The sequence below is a fragment of the Spirosoma utsteinense genome (genome assembly GCF_014282275.1).
In the GTDB taxonomy this organism is placed as follows: domain Bacteria; phylum Bacteroidota; class Bacteroidia; order Cytophagales; family Spirosomataceae; genus Spirosoma; species Spirosoma utsteinense.
The window spans coordinates 100,023-118,519 of record NZ_VFIA01000012.1 but is presented as its reverse complement, the minus strand read 5'-3'; the positions used below and the strand labels follow the sequence as shown (position 1 = coordinate 118,519).

Sequence of the window (18,497 nt, the reverse complement as noted above, 5' to 3'; positions counted from 1 at the left end):
GAATTGGGTTCTCAGGGTAAATGGCTATTTCTCTTCTTTCAGCATTTCTACCACCAGCGTCAACTCATTGACCGTGGTTTCCGGGTTGCCGTTATAGCCAATGGCGCGGTAACGAACCCGGCCTTTGCCGTCGATTACCACTTTGGTTGGAATACCCTGCACTTTGTACGCATTGGCCATGCGCTGTTGCGCATCGAGCGGTACCACGAACGGATACGTATTCTTCGCCATGAAGTTGTGGACGCGCTGCACCGGGCCACCCTCACGGGTATTCACAAATAGAAACCGCACGTTTGGATCGCTCTGGAAGCGCGACTGAGCCTGCTGCATGGCTGGAAAGGAGGCAATGCAGGGGCCGCACCAGGTTGCCCAGAAATCGACGACGACGACTTTACCTTTTAGTGCCGACGATGAAATAGTCCGGCCCTGCAAGTCCGTGAGCGAGAAGGCTGGCGCTGGCTCATTGATCAGGATCTGACGCAATTCATCGCGCTGCTCAGCCCGCAATTCAGCTTCAAGTTCGGTCACATATACGTTAGCTTTGGAATCGTCCTGGCCGGGTTGTTTGGCATACCAGTCGCGGAGCGCCGTTTTCAGGCGGGGTGTTGCCTTGCCAACCTGAACGGCTGCTTCGGCCATGGGTTGTGCGTCGGTGCCGTGGTTGGTACGCAGCGCACATAGGTAATATCGCTCATTGACGCGCGGGTCGCTGTTATCCACGTCATCGGGGTTCATAAACGCCTGATAGGCCGTGTAGGCTTCGGCATAATTACCCTGTTGTTCCAGTGTTCGGGCAAGCGTGTTCATCAACAGGCGCTGCCGGATCTGTTTTTCCTCTTCCCAGTTTCCAGAAACATTACCTGGCTTGGGCTGCGTTTTCAGCACCGACATGGCTTTGTTGACTAACTTCCCGGCTTCGGGCAGCGACCGTTTTTCATCGGCTAGCTGAAAAGCCATTGTATTCAGCATCAGCACGTCGATGTGTGTGGCTGGTTGCTGGTCAACGAAGGTAACCAGGCCTGTGATATCGTTATTTTTGAAATAGCCGTCGGTCATGCCAACCGCCAGCAAGGGCAGGTATGACGAGCCTGGAAATTCCGTGACAAAGGCTTGGTATAACGCTTTTCGGCGTGTCCAGTCGGTTTGGCTACGAACCGCGGCCGCACGATCTTTCTGCGCCAGTGAACCCGCCGGATCCAGCTTTTTCATTCGTTCGCGCTGGAGATTCGCCTTCGCAAAATCGCCCATGCTTTCATAAAGCTGCGCGGCAGCGGTCAGTTCGGCGGCTGTCGGCGTTGGTCGTGATGCCAGATAGGACTCAATACCTGCCTTTACTTTGGGGCCGTACCCCACTTTTTTCTGACGAACCAGCGCTGCCAAATGGTCTGACCAGTAGGTGGGACGCAGGTCCGGATACTCTTTAAGCTCCTGCTCATACAGCGCTACTACCTGGTTGAGGTCTGGCCGACTTCCTGATTCATACAGGAAATTGGAGCGTGTAAATACGGAAGCCTGACCGCCCGTTGCGTGTGGAACGAGTTTGCCCGCAACGTCAGTGAGAGGAATGACATACAGCAGGTTCTTGTTCAGGTCAGCCCGCTTAGGTTGTCTGCTATTCCGAAATAATAGCATCGTCCCGGCCACATCTTTTTTCGGCATGTACAGTTCTCCCACAAAATCGGCTCCCTGCCGCACCAGCGTAACCGTCGTTGGACGGCTCAGGTGCATCACCGTTGGTGCCCCGTAACGCACGTAGCGGCCCTCGATAGTACTGTCGGTGGCTAACGGCGTACCCTGGGGGGTGTACGTAAACGAGACCGTTTGCCCGATCTGTGGCTTTTCGGGTGTGTAACGAAACTGCGCCGATGCCGGGAGGCAAAGCAGGAGCAGCGAATACAGTTTTAGGTTCATAACGTTCGTGACTGAAACTTGTCTGGCTAATGGATTTTTAAGCGGCTATAGGCTCCTCTTTCACAACCGACTTCGATACGGCCCACAAACCGGCGTAGGTAAACAGGCCATTCAGCAGCAGTCGTTCAAACCCGAATTGATACCCCCCAAACCACGCGGGTGAGTTCTCATTGACTATGTAGGTCAATATAGGTGAAGCCAGGCAGATAAACGGTACGGCGCGGTCTATGACCGGTCGTTTGTTGAACATTCCAAAGGCGTACAGGCCCAGTAGCGGTCCATACGTGTACCCGGCTATGTCAAACACAGCCGTGATTACCTCTTTGCTGTTTACCTGCCTGAAAATCAGGATGACGACATAGAAAAGCAGCGAAAATCCGATGTGAACGATATGTTTGATACGGGACCGCTCGGCTTCGGGTCGTTTTTCTACGTTCATAAAATCGATACAGAATGAAGTCGTCAACGCCGTCAGGGCCGAATCGGCACTGGCGTAGGTGGCTGCGGTGATGCCAAGCAGAAAGGTAATGGCCACCACCAGACCCAGGTGGTTCAGAGCCAGCAGAGGATATAAATCGTCGGTTCGGGTGGGGATAGCAATGCCTTCGCGCTGGGCGAATACATAGAGCAAGGTGCCCAGCGAAAGAAACAGGAAGTTGACGATGACGAGCGTGACGGTGAACCAGAACATGTTTTTCTGGGCTTCCCCAATGTTCTTGCATGTCAGGTTCTTCTGCATCAGATCCTGATCGAGACCCGTCATGACAATAGCAATGAAGGCCCCCGATATGAACTGCTTGTAAAAGTTTTTTGGGTCGTTTTTGTCCCAGTAGAAGATCTGCGAATTTGGATCGTCGCGTACGGTTTGTACCAGTTGGCTGAACGAAAACCCCAGTTCCAGCGAAATAAGGACGATGGTCAGCACTACGGCCGTAATCAGGAAAATTGTCTGTAGCGAGTCGGTAAGGATAATGGTTTTGACGCCCCCTTTGAATGTATAAACCCAGATAAGGGCAATGGTGATCAGTACCGATACCTCGAAGGGAACGCCCAGCCCGTTGAAAATGGCAATTTGTAACACGCCAGCCGCCACATAGAGCCGCACCGCCGAACCAACCGTTCGGGCCAGCATGAAAAATCCAGCCCCCGTTTTGTAGGACCAGAATCCAAATCGCTTTTCGAGGTAGCCATATATCGAAATCAGGTTGAGCCGGTAGTAGAGTGGCATCAGTACGGTGCCAATCACCAGGTAACCAATTATGTAGCCAAGCACAACCTGAAAGTAGGAAAATCCGATTTTACCCACGGCACCCGGCACCGAAATAAACGTGACCCCCGACAGCGACGTACCAATCATACCAAAGGCTACCAGCCACCAGGGCGACTGGCGGTTGGCGGTAAAAAAGGTAGTTGTATCGGCTCCCCTGGCGGTATAGAACGACACGGTGATCAGCATGGCGAAATAGACCACTAAAATCACTAAGGCAACGGTGGTATTCATAGGCGAGTGTAAGCGAACGGACGTTGATGATGAGCAGCTTATTAAAACGAAGGCCCCTGATCAGGCAACTTTTACGGGATAAATGAGGTTATTTTATAGCGCGGCAACCGTTTTCAAAAGCGGCTATTTTGCCGTAAATTTGCTAAGTAAACACGATTTTATCTTTCATGCAACCTTTTAAAGAAACCGACTGGTCCGACCCTTCGGTTGATGTACTCGACGAAGTTGTTGACACACATGTCCACACACTCATGGTCTTTAACGATGAGGTAAATACGTTCGAGTATGTCATCGAAACCCTGATTGACGTATGTGAACATACGCCTGAGCAGGCCGAGCAGTGTACGCTGTTGATTCATTATAAAGGCAAGTGCAGCGTCAAAAATGGATCGTGGGAAGAGCTTGTGCCCATGCGCAACGAAATATGCCGTCGCGGCATTTCGGCGGAAGTGTTGAATTAGTGATGCGTTGTCGCTCATTGCCGGCTACTCATCACTTGTCACTCATAACTCATCACTCAACTTGGAATACCCCTCCAAACTTATAGAAGACGCAGTGAACGAGGTGTCCAAACTTCCGGGTATCGGTAAGAAGACGGCACTTCGGTTGGTATTACACCTGCTTAAACGCGACGAAGACCAAACCGAAATACTGGCCCAGAGTCTGACAGCCATGCGAACCCGGGTCAAGTACTGTCTGAAGTGTCATAACCTGTCTGATCACGACCTGTGCAGCATCTGCACCAGCAACAAGCGGGATCAATCGCTGATCTGCGTTGTCGAAGACACCCGCGATGTGCTGGCTATCGAAAATACCGCTCAGTTTAAAGGGTTGTATCACGTGCTGGGAGGCATCATCTCGCCCGTAGAAGGGATTGGTCCGAGCGATCTGCAAATCGATTCACTCATTGCCCGGCTGCGTGGTCCCGAAGGGGAACAGGTACGGGAAATTATCCTGGCGATCAGCCCTACCATGGAAGGTGACACAACCGCCTTCTACCTTCAGAAGAAGCTGAAAGCCTTCAACCTCAGGATCTCGACCATTGCGCGGGGCGTACCCATTGGGGGCGACCTTGAATATGCCGACGAAGTTACGCTCGGTCGGAGTATTCTGAGCCGGATTGCCTATGATTGATTAGGTGCCGGAAACCGCGAAAACTACGTTACTTTGCGTTTATTGAACATCCGTCCTTTGTAGGTGTTGTTCAGTAAACGCTTTTTGTTTTCCAAAACCAACATTCGCATGAATCGCTCCGAGTTTTTGAAACTAGCTTTCGGTGCTTCGGCCGGGCTTGTTGCCTTCCGCTCATTTGGGTTTTCGCCTGCTCAGGCCGAAGGGCCCTTCAAGCTGGCTCCCTTACCGTATGATGCCGCTGCCCTTGAACCTCACATCGATAAGATGACGATGGAAATTCACCACGACAGGCATCACAAAGCCTACGTCGATAACCTGAATAAAGCAGTTGCCGGTACGCCGATGGCGCAGATGGATATCGATGCGCTGGTGAAAAGCGTGAGCAGCAGTACCCCGGCCGCCGTTCGTAATAATGCAGGTGGTCACTGGAACCACACGTTCTTCTGGAATATAATGGGACCAAGTGCCGGTGGCGCACCTAAAGGAGCCCTCGCCGACGCGATAAACAAGAAGTTTGGTTCGTTCGATAATTTCAAGACCGAGTGGGGCAAAGCCGCAACAGCTCGTTTCGGTTCGGGCTGGGTATGGTTGATCAAGACAGGTAATGATATCGAGATCACATCAACACCCAATCAGGACAATCCACTGATGGCGCTGGCCGAGAAAAAGGGTACGCCAATAATGGGACTCGACGTGTGGGAGCATGCCTACTACCTCAAATACCAGAACAAGCGTCCTGATTATGTGGCTGCGGCCTGGAATGCATTCGACTGGAATAAAATCGGGAAAAATTTCAGCTAAAATCGATTTTCGTGTGTTTACAGGATAGCCCCGCCACTAGTTTGAAACTGCTGGCGGGGCTATCCTGTAAACACACGAAAATCCATGAGAACGCCCTGCGAAAAAAAGCTGATAACGAAATACTGGTGGTATGGTGGAACAGGCGCTATGCTGCTGGGCAGTGGTCTGGCTGTCCTTTTACACGGTTCAAAAATGAAAGAGGTTGGCGAAGATCCGTGGTTCTGGGTCAGTACGGGCGGATTTTCACTTATTATGTCGGGACTGAGCTTTATTGGCGATGCGAACCGGTTTCGGACCATGGCCGATGTTTTACAGGAGCTGGACAAACGGGCTAATCCTTGACCTCAGGTTTGTTAGCCGAGCTTAGGTTCTACCCATAAAGCCGTCAGGCAAACCAGAAAAAGAGCGAGCCAGGCCCAGGCTGGCAGCGTTTCGCTCGAAGTAACGCTGCCCGATGCCGACGTACGGGTTTGACGAATGGCCGTTGCCTTACTAGCGGCATCGGTTGCATGAGCCCTCATGAATCGGTTGATTACGTGCCGGGACCTGGCAGGTGTACGGGCTATGGCTGGCTCGACATAAACAGACAGCGAGTCCTGAATCGATTGCCATCCATATTTATCGAGGAGCAGTGTGCCTGTTGCCAACTGCCGGTTAAGTGCCGACTGGATCAGGCGTACCGTATCTGTCCCCACGCGAAGTAAGGAAGCCTTTTCAGTCGCATTGTTGACGTGTACGGGACTGGGCAAATGGCTGAAAACCGGTGCGTCCACCAGCACATTGTTTTTTGCGGCAGGTTGTAGTTTGGCCATCACTGCATACCAAATTCGGCCGTAGGCTAAACTGTCGCCACTCAGGGCGAGTGGAAATGTTTCGTTGAGCAAACTTATACCCACCCGGCCTGCCGTTCGCTGTACGGCTATGGGGTAGCCTGGAACCGAAAATTGATTGGATGCACCAGCAAACCGGTAGGGGTGGGCGGTAAGGTTCTTGCCTGCCGGAACCGTTTCCTGCGTACTTGACCGACTGATACGCCAGCGTGTTTTCAGCGCCCGGTTAACAACCGAAACATCGGTCGATGGGTTACTCAGATTGATGAATAAAACCGCTCTGCCGTCGACGATAGCGTTTCGAACAACCGGGCTAGCCGCCTGAGCGGGGTCTGTAACGACGATATCCGGTTTCCAGATGGTTCCTTTAGCTGAGTTATTTATTCCGACCTGACTGCGTATATTCTTCGAGAGGGTAGCCGATACCCGCACCGAATGCCCCTGTTTGCCAAGCCAGTCGGCCAATGTTTTACTCTCGAAGTCAGGATTGTCGAGCAGGAACTGAATCCGGAGCGGAGCTACAGGCCGGCTGTAGAAACGTACCGTATCCAGTGGCTGCTTACCCAGCACTATTTCAACCTGATTCTGCCCTTGTCCGAACGCTGGAAATTGCAGGTTGAAGGGTGTAAGGCCTGGTTTTACCAGTAGGCTGTCGAGCGTTTGGTTGCCATACCGAACCCGCAGAAGTTGTTCGGCCTGCGCGTCAACCTGCCCGCTTATCCGTTGCAGTTCACCCTGCCGGACAACACCTTTCCATTGTAGTTGCTGGAGTTGATTTGGTAGGCTATAAGGTACCCATCGAATAACCGAACGGCTGAGTCTGGTAAGCGTTTCTGTTGGAAAATCCTGACCTACAAGCGTAACCGTGTCATAAACTGCGTTGAGCGTCCGGGCCATAAACCGATCCCGAATGTGTAAGCTATCCTGAATCGTTCGGGCGTAGGCGGTTGGAACTTCGTCACCAACGAGCATGGCATGTGTTGCCGGCCGATCGGCGTGCCAGCTGACTTGCAGCACAAAAGCTACTATAACCAGCCAGAGCAGCCCATTAAGTATAGCCCGCACCGTTTTACGTCCTGCCGTCAGGGTCTGGCTACGCAGAACAAGCCAACTTTGTATACAAAATAAAGCCAGAAGACCGAGCGCTATGGCCCAGGTAATGGGGTCGGCCCAGTTGGGGGTTGTGTAGGTCATTTCAGCTGTTGCCAGAAAGCCCGTTCCAGCGTTCGGTCGCTGGTATACGAGCGGCCAGTGCGTTCCGACCGGGATACCGGATCGGGACTTGCCAGGCTGTAAAGTTTTGTTTTCAGTTGTGTTCGTTCGGGTGCCGACAACATTCGCCCTCCGGCCAGCTTCTGTAAACTCGCCAGCACCGACCAGCTCTGTAATCCGCTGTTGAGCGCACGATTGGCCAGCACATTACCCAGTTGCTGCACCATGCTGCGCTGCTGCTGGGTCAGGGCTGGCAGATCGACGTAGCCTAGCACGACAGCCACCAGTGGAGCAATGCGCTCCTGATTGCTGACGCGTTCCTGGTTGAAGGCAGGGGTCACATTTTTCAGTTCACCCGTTAGTCGTAGTTCCTTTTCTTTGATAGGGGGCGGGTCGAAACCTGTTTTTTTGACGTACGAACGGGCCTTCTGCTGCGAGAGCTTCAGGTACTCAAGTGCCTTCTGCTCAAACGGCAGGGCTTTCTCGGGTTCGTACAGCCGCAGGTGCAATTCTGACTGCCACATCTGCTCAAGCGCCATTTTCAGCAGCGACCGGGTCGACTGTTCATGGAAGGTATTCGTTTCGGCGTTGTCGTGCGCGTGAACATATTGTTCCATCAGCGCGGCCACCGGGTCCTGCTTGTCGTTCCCACCCGATTCGTGGCCGTGATCATGCTGGGGCTCATGGTGATCTTCGTCCTTGTGACCCGGCTCGTGTTCATCGCCTTCGCCTTTGTCATGGTCATGTACGAATCCGGCCAGAGGATCACCTTTATCGTCGGTCGGCTCGACGTGACCTCCGCCGGCAGAAGTTTCAAACTCTTCACCCAGAAACTGTCCGTAGCGTAGCCGTAATACTTTTTGATCAAACCCGATCTCGTTCGATGCACTTTTAAATGTATGCGTCGGATTTGCCTTATCGGCCATGCGTTTGCGCGTTGCAATCAGCTTCTCGGTGTCGATGATGATCTGCCGCTGGCTGCGGAAATACTCCGGCATAATATTGACCGCCATCGTGGCCAGTTCGCTATCTTCCACTTTTGTCGTGTCTTTGTAGACCACGAAATAGGTGTCGGACTTGGTGAAATTGGGCTCCGGCTGGCGGTTGTCGAAAGCCGCCCAGTAGTAGTATAACTCGTCGCCGGGCGCAAAATTCAAGGCTTTCAGGTCCAGGACTTTTTTTACGTTAGCCGCCTGAAAATTAGCTGGGCCCAGCGGCATCCTGACCTCCCTGAATTTGACGTTCTCGCCCGACCCCCGGGCTACGGTTGCTACGATGAACGCGTTCGAGACCCGAAAATCGTCGGATATCTTAGCCGCGATTGTCATTGTTTTGGGGTCTTTGAGGAAGTGGTACCGGTATAGTTCTTTAGACTCAGGTTCTATTTTTGGGGCCAGATCCGGAGTGGCTTCCAGCCGGTAGAAATCGGATTGATAGACCACCGAATCGCGGCCGGCCGGTGTATGCCAATAGGCCTTGATGGCATATAAACCAGACGTAAGCAGGCGGTCCTGGTGTGTGAAAAAACCGTTGGCCTGCCGGAACGGTAACTCCCGGGATCGGCTGTTGACCAATCGCACCGACAGATTTCGGGTGTCGGTGAACCGAATGGACCAGGTTAGTTGAGAGCCAACCAGCGCAACGATGTTCAGGTCGTTTGTTTTTCTGACCGGCAGACGTGTATAGGCGGGTGGCTGGATCTGTACGGTTGACGATTGAAAAGAAGGCGGAACAACTGGCTTATCAGCAGGTGCCGCAGCCATTTGCTTACCTGATTCTTTCGGGGCGTTCAGGGGGGCAGCATGCGGTAACAACGGGTAGCCGACGTAAATGACTGCGGCCACCAGCAAAGTAGCCGCGTAAGCCCCTACCTGCGCTAACAACACCCCCGGGACGCGTATATCCCGTACCCGTTCACCTAACCGTTCGAGTTGTAATTGTTCGGCAATATTCAGCTGTGGTTTATCGAGCAGAGGCAGGCTATATTCTGTATCGCCAACCGACTGGTGAATAAGTTGAATGGCTTCAGGTTTTTTGTCCTGAAAGGGCCTGGTTAGAATGGTCCCCACGGCGAAACCCGCCAGTCCGGCAACCAGCGCTACGAGTAAGGGTACACTAAAGGTGGCGACGAACAGGTAAGCCGATGCCGCTATCAGCGCACTTCGGAGTAGTGCGTTGGCGCGCAGTTGGTACGTGACCGACGAGAGCGTTTGCTTGATTTCGTTCATGCGTTTTTAGTCAGGGCTAGCCAGCGTTCAACGATCAGTATGCCGATCAGGAGTAGAAGCAACAGGTTCTGTACGGTTGCCTGTTGCGATGGAGCGTGTCTTGTGGTGGGTACAAACCGGGCAACGAGAGCCTGGTGGCTCAGCGGTACCTGATTGGTCTCAAGTCCATAATGCTGAATGAGTTGTTCCCCCAGCCACTCCGGCAATTGCCCACCCGCTACCCGTTCCGAGGTTTGCGGACTTAGTAAATCGGTTGAAAAAACGACGTAGCCACGCGTGGATGTAGCACTGGTCCCGGATATAGTGTATAACGTTTTCGGGTTTCTGGCCAGTTCCGAATCAGGCCGGAGTTGATCGGTTAGTATCCAGTCGTAGGTTACGTCGTTGCGCTGCTTTTCTTCGATCGACAACGGCATAGCGTACACCTGCGACAGCGCACTGAGTGCAGCCCGGACGGTTTGACGTTCGGCTGTAGTCTGGTAGGCCAGCAAGACGCGAATAGGTCCGGAATGGACCGGAGTCGTTTGCAGTAATGAGCCTGAGGCTGGCGTTGCTGAACTGGTGAGTTTACCTGTTTGGTCGATAAACAATCGGTTACCATTGCTTAAGGCCAGAAAGGGGCGGGGTTTACCAGCGGAATCGATCAGGCTATGTAGCCGGAACCGGGCCGGTACTGTTATCGCCGGTACGTCGCCCAGCGCCTGACTATTGATGAGGTACAGGTGAAGCTCCGTGTTTTCGGAAGGTAATTTGTCGATAGCAGTTTGGAGGGTTAACGGACTTAACTCAGCAGCCTGCTCACCCAATTGTGAGGCTCCGGCGGGCGTGTCGAACGGTTCTGGTGTTTCCCTAAGCCAGTATGCTTTCTCACCTTTCCTGAGGGCTTCATCCAACTCAAACCGAAAATTGGCGCTTACAAGTGCATTTGGCTGGACAAGATGAATCCGCTGAATGGTCGTTTCTTTTTTGAACAGGTTCAATACGGGCCTGGCCAGCAATATAGTCAGCAGCAGCACCAGCAGACACCGTAGCACCAGGAGTAAAATGTTATCCAGACGTAGTCCCCGGCTTTGCTGCTGGTTTTTTTCGGTAAGCCACTGCGTAGCTGCCCACGGCAGTAACCGGCCCCGTTTCTGATGCCAGAAATGGATAGCAATGGGAATCACGACCGCCAGGGCTCCCCACAATAAAAAGGGTTCTATGAACGTCATCAGCTCTTTCTTCCGGTCAAATAACTCGTTAACACCTGCGCGATGGGTTCGCTCAGCCGGGTCCGAATCAGCCGCACATGCGGAATTCGAAGGGCCTGCTCCAGGGTGCTGAAATAAGCGGCTGCCCGCTCCCGAACGCTATCGCGGATCGCTTCGGCCTGTAACTCGACTTCGCGACCTGTCTCCAGATCCTGAAATCGATAGAAGCCGCTCAAATCAAATGTCAGTTCATGGTCGCCCAGCAGCTGGAAAATGACGATCTCCCGGCGGGGACCAGCCACCTGCTGGATCAGGTTCAGCCACTCGTCACCCACCTGCAAAAAGTCGGACGCGATGATGAGTAATTCAGCCTGTTTACGCCCGAACTCCGGAAAGGACGCCTGTTTATTTTGCCAGGCCCCCGATGCTTCAGCTACATTGAGGGTGGATACGATTTTCTGGAACGCTTGTTTGCCTGGTGGCACCAGTGTTTGCAGCGTTCCGTTATGCAATCCATATAAACGTAGCTGGTCGGCCTGGCGGTTGCTCAGGTAGGCCAGCGAAGCCAGCAGGATCTTGGCATAGTTCAGCCGGCTGATGCCGTTCTCCGCATAATTCATCGACCCCGACAAATCGATCAGCAACCGGACCTGCTGGTTACTTTCCGTTGCCGATTCGCGCACGAGGTACTGATCGGTTTGAGCAAATCGTTTCCAGTCGATCCGTTTCGGGTCGTCGCCGGGTACATAATGCCGAAACTGTTCAAACTCAGTTCCAGTGCCCGACCGCCGACTGGTTTGAACGCCCAGCAGTAGTTCGTCACTGACCAGTTTTCCGGCTAGCTGTAGGTTGTTGAGTTTGATGAGATCTGTGGTAAGCATACACTTTAGATCGTAACACGGCAAACCTGTAAGGGTGCAGCAAGGGACAGCCCTGTACTAACATGGTATACCGTTTACTTGACAGATATCAGTAATTCTTTGATCACCCGATCAGTGGTGATGCCCTCTGCTTCTGCCCGAAAATTAAGCGCAATGCGATGGCGCAGGATCGGGTAGGCCAGGGTCTGGATATCCTCAGGAATGACCGAGTAGCGTTCGTTGAGTACCGCTCGCGCTTTGGCGCATAACACAAGCGCTTGTCCGGCACGGGGCCCGGCTCCCCATTCGCCCCATTGCTTGACAAAAGCCGATGGGCTATCCTGGGGACGCGATGCCCGTACAAGCCGGTTTATGAATGAAATCAGTTCATCGCTGATGTGTACCTGCCGGGTCAGTTGCTGCAGGTCAAGAATCTCCTTGTCGGTAAGGATGGTTTTTAGCTCGGGCCGGGCTGTACCGGTGGTACTGCGCAACACCTCCAGTTCCTCCAGCTCCGAGGGGTAGCTGAGTTTAATGTACAGGAGAAACCGGTCCAGCTGGGCTTCGGGTAGGGGATAGGTTCCCGCCTGCTCGATGGGGTTCTGGGTCGCAATGATCAGGAACGGTTTGGGCAGCGCGTAGTCGGTACCGGCGTAGGTAACCCGGTATTCCTGCATGGCCTCCAGCATGGCCGCCTGCGTTTTAGGCGGTGTGCGGTTTATTTCATCGGCCAGCACGACGTTCGCGAAAATAGGTCCCCGGTTAAACTGAAAGAATTTCTTTCCCGTTTCGTGGTCCTCTTCCAGAATTTCGGTGCCTACAATGTCGCCGGGCATCAGGTCGGGCGTGAACTGGATACGCTTGAACTGCATCGCCAGGGCGTCGGCCATGGTTCTAACCATCAGTGTCTTGGCTAGCCCGGGCACTCCTTCGAGCAGGCAGTGACCTCCTGCCAGCAAAGCGATCAACACTTCGTCGATAGCCTCCTGTTGTCCGATAATGACTTTGCCAATCTCCTGTTTCAGTTGCGGTAGCTTGGCTACCAGCGTTTTATAGTGCGTTAAGTTCTGAGTCTCCAAATTTTATAGCAGGTTGTATCTACGGGTAATATTGACCCCTCCGGGCCGGTTATGCAACGTCTTCTACTGTTTACGCGGTGAGCGCGTAGGTGACAATGTTGATTCCGAACTTGGTGTTGTCTTCGGCCAAAAATCGTTTGTTACGAAAGTCGTAATCCCACTCGCAGCCGTAATCTTTGTTGCTATAGAGGACGCCAATCCGACCATTGACCATAATGGCTTTCAGGTAGTCGTGTACGAGGTCATCGCCCCAGCCGTTCAGTTCGAATGAGGTTGTTGGCGGGCCTTCGGGAAACTTGAAAAAGCAGGTGTAAATCGGGTGGGTATTCGGAATTTTCTGCAACGCTTTAGGGCCAAACGTGCGGGCCATCTCCTGTTCGAACGAGCGCGCAAACAGCCCGTCGATATCATGATTGCAATCGTCGACAAACACGAACCCGCCGTTCTGTACATACCGCTTGAACTGGTCCCGTTCCTGCTGGGAAAACTCCACCAGCTTATGTCCGCTGAGGTAGCAAAATGGGCTTTTGAACAGATCCGGGCTGCTTAGCTGTACCACGCGCTCCTTCTGATCGACCGGAATCGTGGTATACTCCACCAGCGAATGAAGTATATTGACCGGCATCCGCTGGTCGGTATCCCAGTCGCCGGAGGTATATTGAATTCGGGTGAAGATGAAAGGTTTCAAAACAGTTGATGAGTGTAAAATCAGGTATCCGGATTGTAAAGCTATCCAGACGAATAGGCTATGCCGCTAAAACCATAATCAGTTGGTCTGGACTATCTTTAAAGATAACCAAATAAAGCTAGCGCGTAGCCGGCCCGGTCCTGAGCCGACTACGCGCTAGCCTACACCGCGTCTGACAAACTGGTAAACGTAAACTCCCGGATTTTCATCGGCGGAATCAAATAGCTCTGGTTGGATTCGGTACTTAGCACGCGCTCAGGTTTGCCCAGTGTTTCCAGGTTGTTAAGCATGATAACCGGGCTTTCGTTGAAGCGGAAGTTCTTTACCGGAAACTTGATTTTACCGTTCTCGATGTAGAACGTTCCGTCGCGGGTAAGTCCCGTGAGCAGAATCGTTTGCGGATCGACTTCCCGGATGTACCATAGTTTGGTGACCAGAATGCCTCGCTGGGTGCTTTTGATCATGTCTTCCAGCGATGCTGTGCCGCCCGTCATGATGATATTGTTCGGGTTGGGAACCGCTTTCTTACCTTGCTTTTGGGCCCAATAGCGCGAATACGACAGGTTTTTGACAACGCCTTTTTCGATCCACATGGTCTTCTCCTGGGGCCGACCGTCACCAGACCAGGGCGAAGCGGGTAAATCCGCGTTGGCAGGGTCGGAATAGATCGTTACGCGCTCATCGACGATCTTGTCGCCCAGCCGGGATTTACCCCCCGACTTGCTGAAGTACGACCGGCCTTCATCGGCCGAGCGGGCGTCCATGTTGTAAAAAATGTTTTCGAGCAACACAACGGCCGCTGTCGGTTCCAGAATGACCGTGTATTTGCCCGGCTCGATGGCGCGTGCTTCGGCCGATCCCTGCGCTTTCTGCATGGCAATCTGTGTGGCGGCTGCCGTATCCAGTTTGCTGACATCGCTGTAACCCCGCGCTACATACCCCGATCCTTTGCTATCCGGCGTTCGGACGGTTAAGGTAAAGTTGACGTTCGTGCTGGGGTAATAGGCAAACAATCCCTTTGAATTCATCATGGCGTTATAGCCATACTGATCTTCGAGGAAACCGGCCGCCGTGAGCTTGGCCGCCCGCGACAGTTGCAGACTCTTGTCAACCGCTTCGGCCCGTTTGTCGGGCGTTACGGTTGCGGTAGAATCGAAAAAGCCGTTCGACTTCATGTACTGCTGCGGCCCCAGAACACCAACATATTCAGGGTTCTCTGGTGCCAGCTGCGCTAGTTCTTCGGACCGGCGCACGACTTTTTCGAGGGAAGCATCGTCGAACTCGTCGATGGTAGCCACGCCGACCTTCTTACCGAAGGCCGACTGGACAACCAGGTTCTTGTTAATGAGCGACCCACTGGTCGATACTTCATTGCGGGCATAGCGCAGGTTCCCGCGCTCTTCGCCGAGGAGGTTTACTTCGCACTCGTCAGCTTTAGAGTAGCTCAGCACCTTCTGTAGTAAGGCCTTTGCTTCGGATTCGGTGAGTATGATAGCCATGTCGTTTGGTGCGGGGTTTCCGGTTAGATTTTCCGGGCTGTGTTGATCACGTTGACGCCGTTAAACCGGGTAGTGCTGCTACCATGCGACACGGCGCTGCTCTGGCTGGGCTGTCCTTTGCCATCGAAGAACGAACCCCCCAGCCGGTAGTCTTTTTCGTCGCAGACCTGAGCACAGGAATTCCAGAATTCCTGGGTGTTCGATTGATAAGCCACATCCTTGAGCATACCAACGATTTCGCCGTTCTTGATTTCATAGAACAATTGACCGCCAAACTGGAAGTTGTACCGCTGCTGGTCAATCGAGAACGAACCGTCGCCGATGATATAAATGCCTTTTTTGACGTCTTTTATCATCTCCTGCACTGAAAGTGGCGTTTTTCCCGCTGCCAGCGATACATTGGCCATGCGTTGAAACTGCACCGAACCCCAGTTGTCGGCGTAGCAGCAACCCTGCGATTCTTTCTCGCCAATGATATGCACCTGATCGCGAATGGCCTGGTAGTTGACCAGCGTACCATCCTTAACCAGATCCCACTGCTTGGTTTTTACCCCCTCATCGTCCCAGCCAACCGCGCCGAGTGAACCAACCTGTGTCTTATCGGCGATTAAATTGACCTGTTTGCTGCCATAATTGAAATTCTTGGACTGCCACTTATCGAGTGTGGCGAACGATGTACCGGCAAAGTTGGCTTCGTAACCCAAAACACGGTCCAGCTCCAGCGGGTGACCAACCGATTCGTGAATGGTCAGCCACAGGTGCGACGGGTCGAGTACCAGATCGTATTTGCCCGCTTCAACCGATTTGGCCGAGTGTTTGGCGCGCGCCTGCTTAGCCGCAGCCGTTACGTCTTCGAGCATGTCATATCCCATATTGTACCGGGTCGTAATGCCCGTTACTTTATCGGAGGGGTTCACCTGAAGGTACTCGTAGCCCATTCCCATAGGCGAACTTAACGTGTTACGCGTCTCGAACTTGCCGGTTTTAGGGTCAATGGCGGTAACGGTGAAGGTCGGCCAGATGCGGTGAATATCCTGATCGGCGTAGGTGCCATCGGTCGACGCGAAGTACTTTTGCTCGTTGACCATGAACAGCACCGAATTGACGTAGTTCGCTCCGTTCTTCAGGGCCGATGCATTTACCTCCATCAGTAAATCAACCTTTTCTTTGATCGGTACCTCAAACGCGTTTTTCTTGATGGGCGCTTTCCAGCTCACCTCACCATACCCTTTCTGCGGAGCCAGCTGAACCGGCTCTTTCATAAGCCGGGCGTTGGCTTTGGCAATAGCCACCGCCTTTTCGGCGGCTTTGGCGGTATCAGCTTCGCTTTTGGCATCGACCACCGCGGCAAAACCCCAGCATCCATCGGCGATGACGCGGACGCCCACACCGTATGATTCGGTGTTGACGATGTTTTGCACTTTGTCCTCACGTGTGACCACGAACTGATTCAGGTAGCGGCCAATACGGACGTCTGTGTAGGTAGCGCCTTTGGATTTAGCTGCGTTGAGCGCAGCATCGGCCAGGCGTTTCTTGGTGGCTACGTCGACACCCGATTCAAGAAATGATTCGGGGGAAACGTTGCGCGAAAAAGCAGGTAGCGAAGGAAGCAGAATGCCCGCAGCACCCATGCCTATTAATTGGTTAAAATCCCGGCGGTTCATGGTTGGAGTGTTATAATTATAGGTTGTTACGCAGAGATGCGCTGAGAAAAAAGAGATTCACAGAGATGAGTTTGCATAACGACGAATGCCATCACGAAGCAATTTGACATGAAAGTTAATGAGTAAGCCAACGGGAAAGTTACCGAGACGTAAGTAGGTCAAAATTTGGGCTGTGTGCACATCAGTCAATTGTTCAACTGTTTTTAGTTCAAGAACCAGTTCACCCTCAACGAGCAAATCAAGCCTGTAGCCATGTTCCAATCTAACTTCTTTGTATATGATTGGTAGCGCCTTTTCTCTTTCTACAAATAGTCCCCCTTCCTTAAGTTCGTACATAAGACACTCCTGATAAGCAGATTCTAGTAAACCTGGTCCGAGTGCTCTATGTACCTCGATAGCCTTCCCAATGACAATTGATGTTAATTGCCCCTCTGCGAATCCGCTCCGGCGACCCGGTCATTTGTCTCTGTGTGTCTCTGCGAAATAACTCTTAGTCTTATACAGCGTCAGATAAACTCGTAAAGGTGAAGTCCCGAATTTTCATCGGTGGAATTAACTGCCCACCAGCCCGAACGGGTTTGCCCAGGGCTTCAAGATTGTTGAGCATGATAACCGGGCTTTCATTGAAACGGAAATTCTTTACCGGAAACTTGATTTGTCCGTTCTCGATGTAGAACGTCCCGTCGCGGGTAAGGCCGGTATAAAGCAGTGTTTGCGGGTCAACGGCACGGATGTACCACAAGCGTGTCACCAGAATACCTTTGTCCGTGCTTTTGATCAGGTCGGCCAGCGATTGGGTACCGCCTTCCATGATGACACCACCCGGTGGCGGAACGCCTTTCACCCCTTTCTTCTCCGCCCAGAAACGCGAGTAGTACATATTCTTGACAACGCCCTTTTCGATCCAGGTGACTTTCTCCTGTGGCCGACCATCGCCACCACCGCCACCAAAACGGCCACCGCCACCGCCAAACGGATCGAGTGGCAGCTCAGGGTTCATTGGGTCGGAATAAATGGTGACGCGCTCGTCGAACAGTTTTTCGCCCAGCCGGGTACCACCGCCTTTCTTACTTAAAAAAGACCGGCCTTCGTCGGCGTTGCGGGCATCCATGCTACCCATCATGTTACGCAGTAACTCGACTGATGCCGTGGGTTCCAGAATAACGGTGTACTTGCCAGGTTCCAGCGCCCGTGCGGTCGACGAAGCCAGCGCTTTCTGCATAGCCACCTCTGTAGCGGCTTTGGTACTTAGCTTACTCACATCGTTCACATCCCGGGCTGCATAGCCGGAGCCTGTACCGTCGGCGGTACGGACGGTGATGGAGAAGTCGACACCCGTTGAGCGATTGTAGCCGAATAACCCCTTGCTGTTGCCGATGGCCGAGAACCCCGTCGTGTCTTCCATGTAGCCGGCTGCGGTAAGGTTTTTCTGGCGGCAGGGGTCGAGGCTGTCAAACGTGGCTTTCGCGCGGAATTCGGGCGTGATCTTGTCTGTGCTTTCCGAAAAGGTACCCGTTTTTAGATAGGTCTGTGGCCCAAGCATAGGAACGTATTCGGGGTTTTCCGGTGCCAGCCGGGCAATTTCTTCGGCCCGGCGAACGGTTTTTTCGAGCGATGCATCATCGAACTCGTTGATCGTTGCCGTCCCCGATTTTTTGCCGAACACCGCCGTTACGCCCAGGGACAGGTTGCTGGTCTCGCCCGATGTGGATACTGAGTTACGGGCGTAACGAATATTGCCGGTCCGATCGCCGGATAGACTAACGAAGGTTTCGTCAGATTTGGCGTAGCCTAAAACCTTGTCGATGATTTTTTTTGCTTCCTGCTCTGTTAGGATGGCCATAAAATAGAGTTTGTTGGTTTTGACCCTGCCAGTGGTCCCAAAGGACCCTGGTAGTGG

At 53.0% G+C, this 18,497-nt stretch carries 16 protein-coding genes; 4 read left to right on the top strand and 12 right to left on the bottom strand.

What is annotated here, in order from left to right:
- Positions 1-24: 24 nt before the first annotated feature.
- On the bottom strand, positions 25-1,911 hold the full coding sequence (locus FH603_RS11745; protein ID WP_186737688.1) for a TlpA family protein disulfide reductase: 1,887 nt from the start codon (positions 1,909-1,911) through the stop codon (positions 25-27).
- A 37-nt stretch (positions 1,912-1,948) separates the two neighbouring features.
- The gene (locus tag FH603_RS11740) at positions 1,949-3,412 is read right to left on the bottom strand and encodes a sodium:solute symporter (protein WP_186737687.1); all 1,464 of its coding nucleotides are present in this window, start codon (positions 3,410-3,412) and stop codon (positions 1,949-1,951) included.
- Positions 3,413-3,579: 167 nt separating this feature from the next.
- Here FH603_RS11740 and FH603_RS11735 point away from each other — a divergent pair, with 167 nt between their 5' ends.
- The 4 genes from FH603_RS11735 to FH603_RS11720 all read left to right on the top strand — a co-directional run bounded on the left by FH603_RS11735 (position 3,580) and on the right by FH603_RS11720 (position 5,689).
- Positions 3,580-3,873, top strand: coding sequence for an ATP-dependent Clp protease adaptor ClpS (locus FH603_RS11735; RefSeq protein WP_186737686.1), 294 nt, complete (start codon positions 3,580-3,582; stop codon positions 3,871-3,873).
- A gap of 61 nt (positions 3,874-3,934) precedes the next feature.
- Positions 3,935-4,546, top strand: coding sequence for a recombination mediator RecR (gene recR, locus FH603_RS11730; protein ID WP_186737685.1), 612 nt, complete (start codon positions 3,935-3,937; stop codon positions 4,544-4,546).
- Positions 4,547-4,654: 108 nt separating this feature from the next.
- Positions 4,655-5,347: a superoxide dismutase gene (locus FH603_RS11725; protein WP_186737684.1), complete on the top strand. Its 693-nt coding sequence runs from the start codon at positions 4,655-4,657 to the stop codon at positions 5,345-5,347.
- 84 nt (positions 5,348-5,431) lie between these two features.
- Positions 5,432-5,689, top strand: coding sequence for a hypothetical protein (locus tag FH603_RS11720; RefSeq protein WP_186737683.1), 258 nt, complete (start codon positions 5,432-5,434; stop codon positions 5,687-5,689).
- Between the two features lie 11 nt (positions 5,690-5,700).
- Here FH603_RS11720 and FH603_RS11715 read toward each other — a convergent pair whose 3' ends face one another.
- The 10 genes from FH603_RS11715 to FH603_RS11670 form a co-directional block, all read right to left on the bottom strand.
- Positions 5,701-7,371: a hypothetical protein gene (locus tag FH603_RS11715; protein WP_186737682.1), complete on the bottom strand. Its 1,671-nt coding sequence runs from the start codon at positions 7,369-7,371 to the stop codon at positions 5,701-5,703.
- The gene (locus FH603_RS11710) at positions 7,368-9,617 is read right to left on the bottom strand and encodes a hypothetical protein (protein ID WP_186737681.1); all 2,250 of its coding nucleotides are present in this window, start codon (positions 9,615-9,617) and stop codon (positions 7,368-7,370) included. Before FH603_RS11710 ends, FH603_RS11715 begins: the two co-directional genes overlap by 4 nt.
- Positions 9,614-10,828 (bottom strand): BatA domain-containing protein, encoded by a 1,215-nt coding sequence (locus FH603_RS11705; RefSeq protein WP_186737680.1) that lies wholly within the window; start codon positions 10,826-10,828, stop codon positions 9,614-9,616. Before FH603_RS11705 ends, FH603_RS11710 begins: the two co-directional genes overlap by 4 nt.
- Complete coding sequence (locus FH603_RS11700) at positions 10,828-11,688, bottom strand: DUF58 domain-containing protein (protein ID WP_186737679.1); 861 nt, start codon at positions 11,686-11,688, stop codon at positions 10,828-10,830. The genes FH603_RS11705 and FH603_RS11700 overlap by 1 nt, the downstream gene beginning before the upstream one ends.
- A 74-nt stretch (positions 11,689-11,762) precedes the next feature.
- The gene (locus tag FH603_RS11695; RefSeq protein WP_186737678.1) at positions 11,763-12,746 is read right to left on the bottom strand and encodes an AAA family ATPase; all 984 of its coding nucleotides are present in this window, start codon (positions 12,744-12,746) and stop codon (positions 11,763-11,765) included.
- Between the two features lie 70 nt (positions 12,747-12,816).
- On the bottom strand, positions 12,817-13,434 hold the full coding sequence (locus tag FH603_RS11690) for a DUF4159 domain-containing protein (protein ID WP_186737677.1): 618 nt from the start codon (positions 13,432-13,434) through the stop codon (positions 12,817-12,819).
- Positions 13,435-13,595: 161 nt separating this feature from the next.
- Positions 13,596-14,933 carry a TldD/PmbA family protein gene (locus FH603_RS11685; protein WP_186737676.1) on the bottom strand — a complete coding sequence of 446 codons (1,338 nt, stop codon included), beginning with the start codon at positions 14,931-14,933 and terminating at the stop codon, positions 13,596-13,598.
- 23 nt (positions 14,934-14,956) lie between these two features.
- Positions 14,957-16,597: a TldD/PmbA family protein gene (locus FH603_RS11680; protein ID WP_186737675.1), complete on the bottom strand. Its 1,641-nt coding sequence runs from the start codon at positions 16,595-16,597 to the stop codon at positions 14,957-14,959.
- Between the two features lie 57 nt (positions 16,598-16,654).
- A complete protein-coding gene (locus FH603_RS11675) occupies positions 16,655-17,011 on the bottom strand; it encodes a GxxExxY protein (protein ID WP_186737774.1) in 357 nt (118 codons plus the stop codon).
- Positions 17,012-17,093: 82 nt separating this feature from the next.
- A complete protein-coding gene (locus FH603_RS11670; RefSeq protein ID WP_186737674.1) occupies positions 17,094-18,440 on the bottom strand; it encodes a TldD/PmbA family protein in 1,347 nt (448 codons plus the stop codon).
- Positions 18,441-18,497 lie beyond the last annotated feature (57 nt).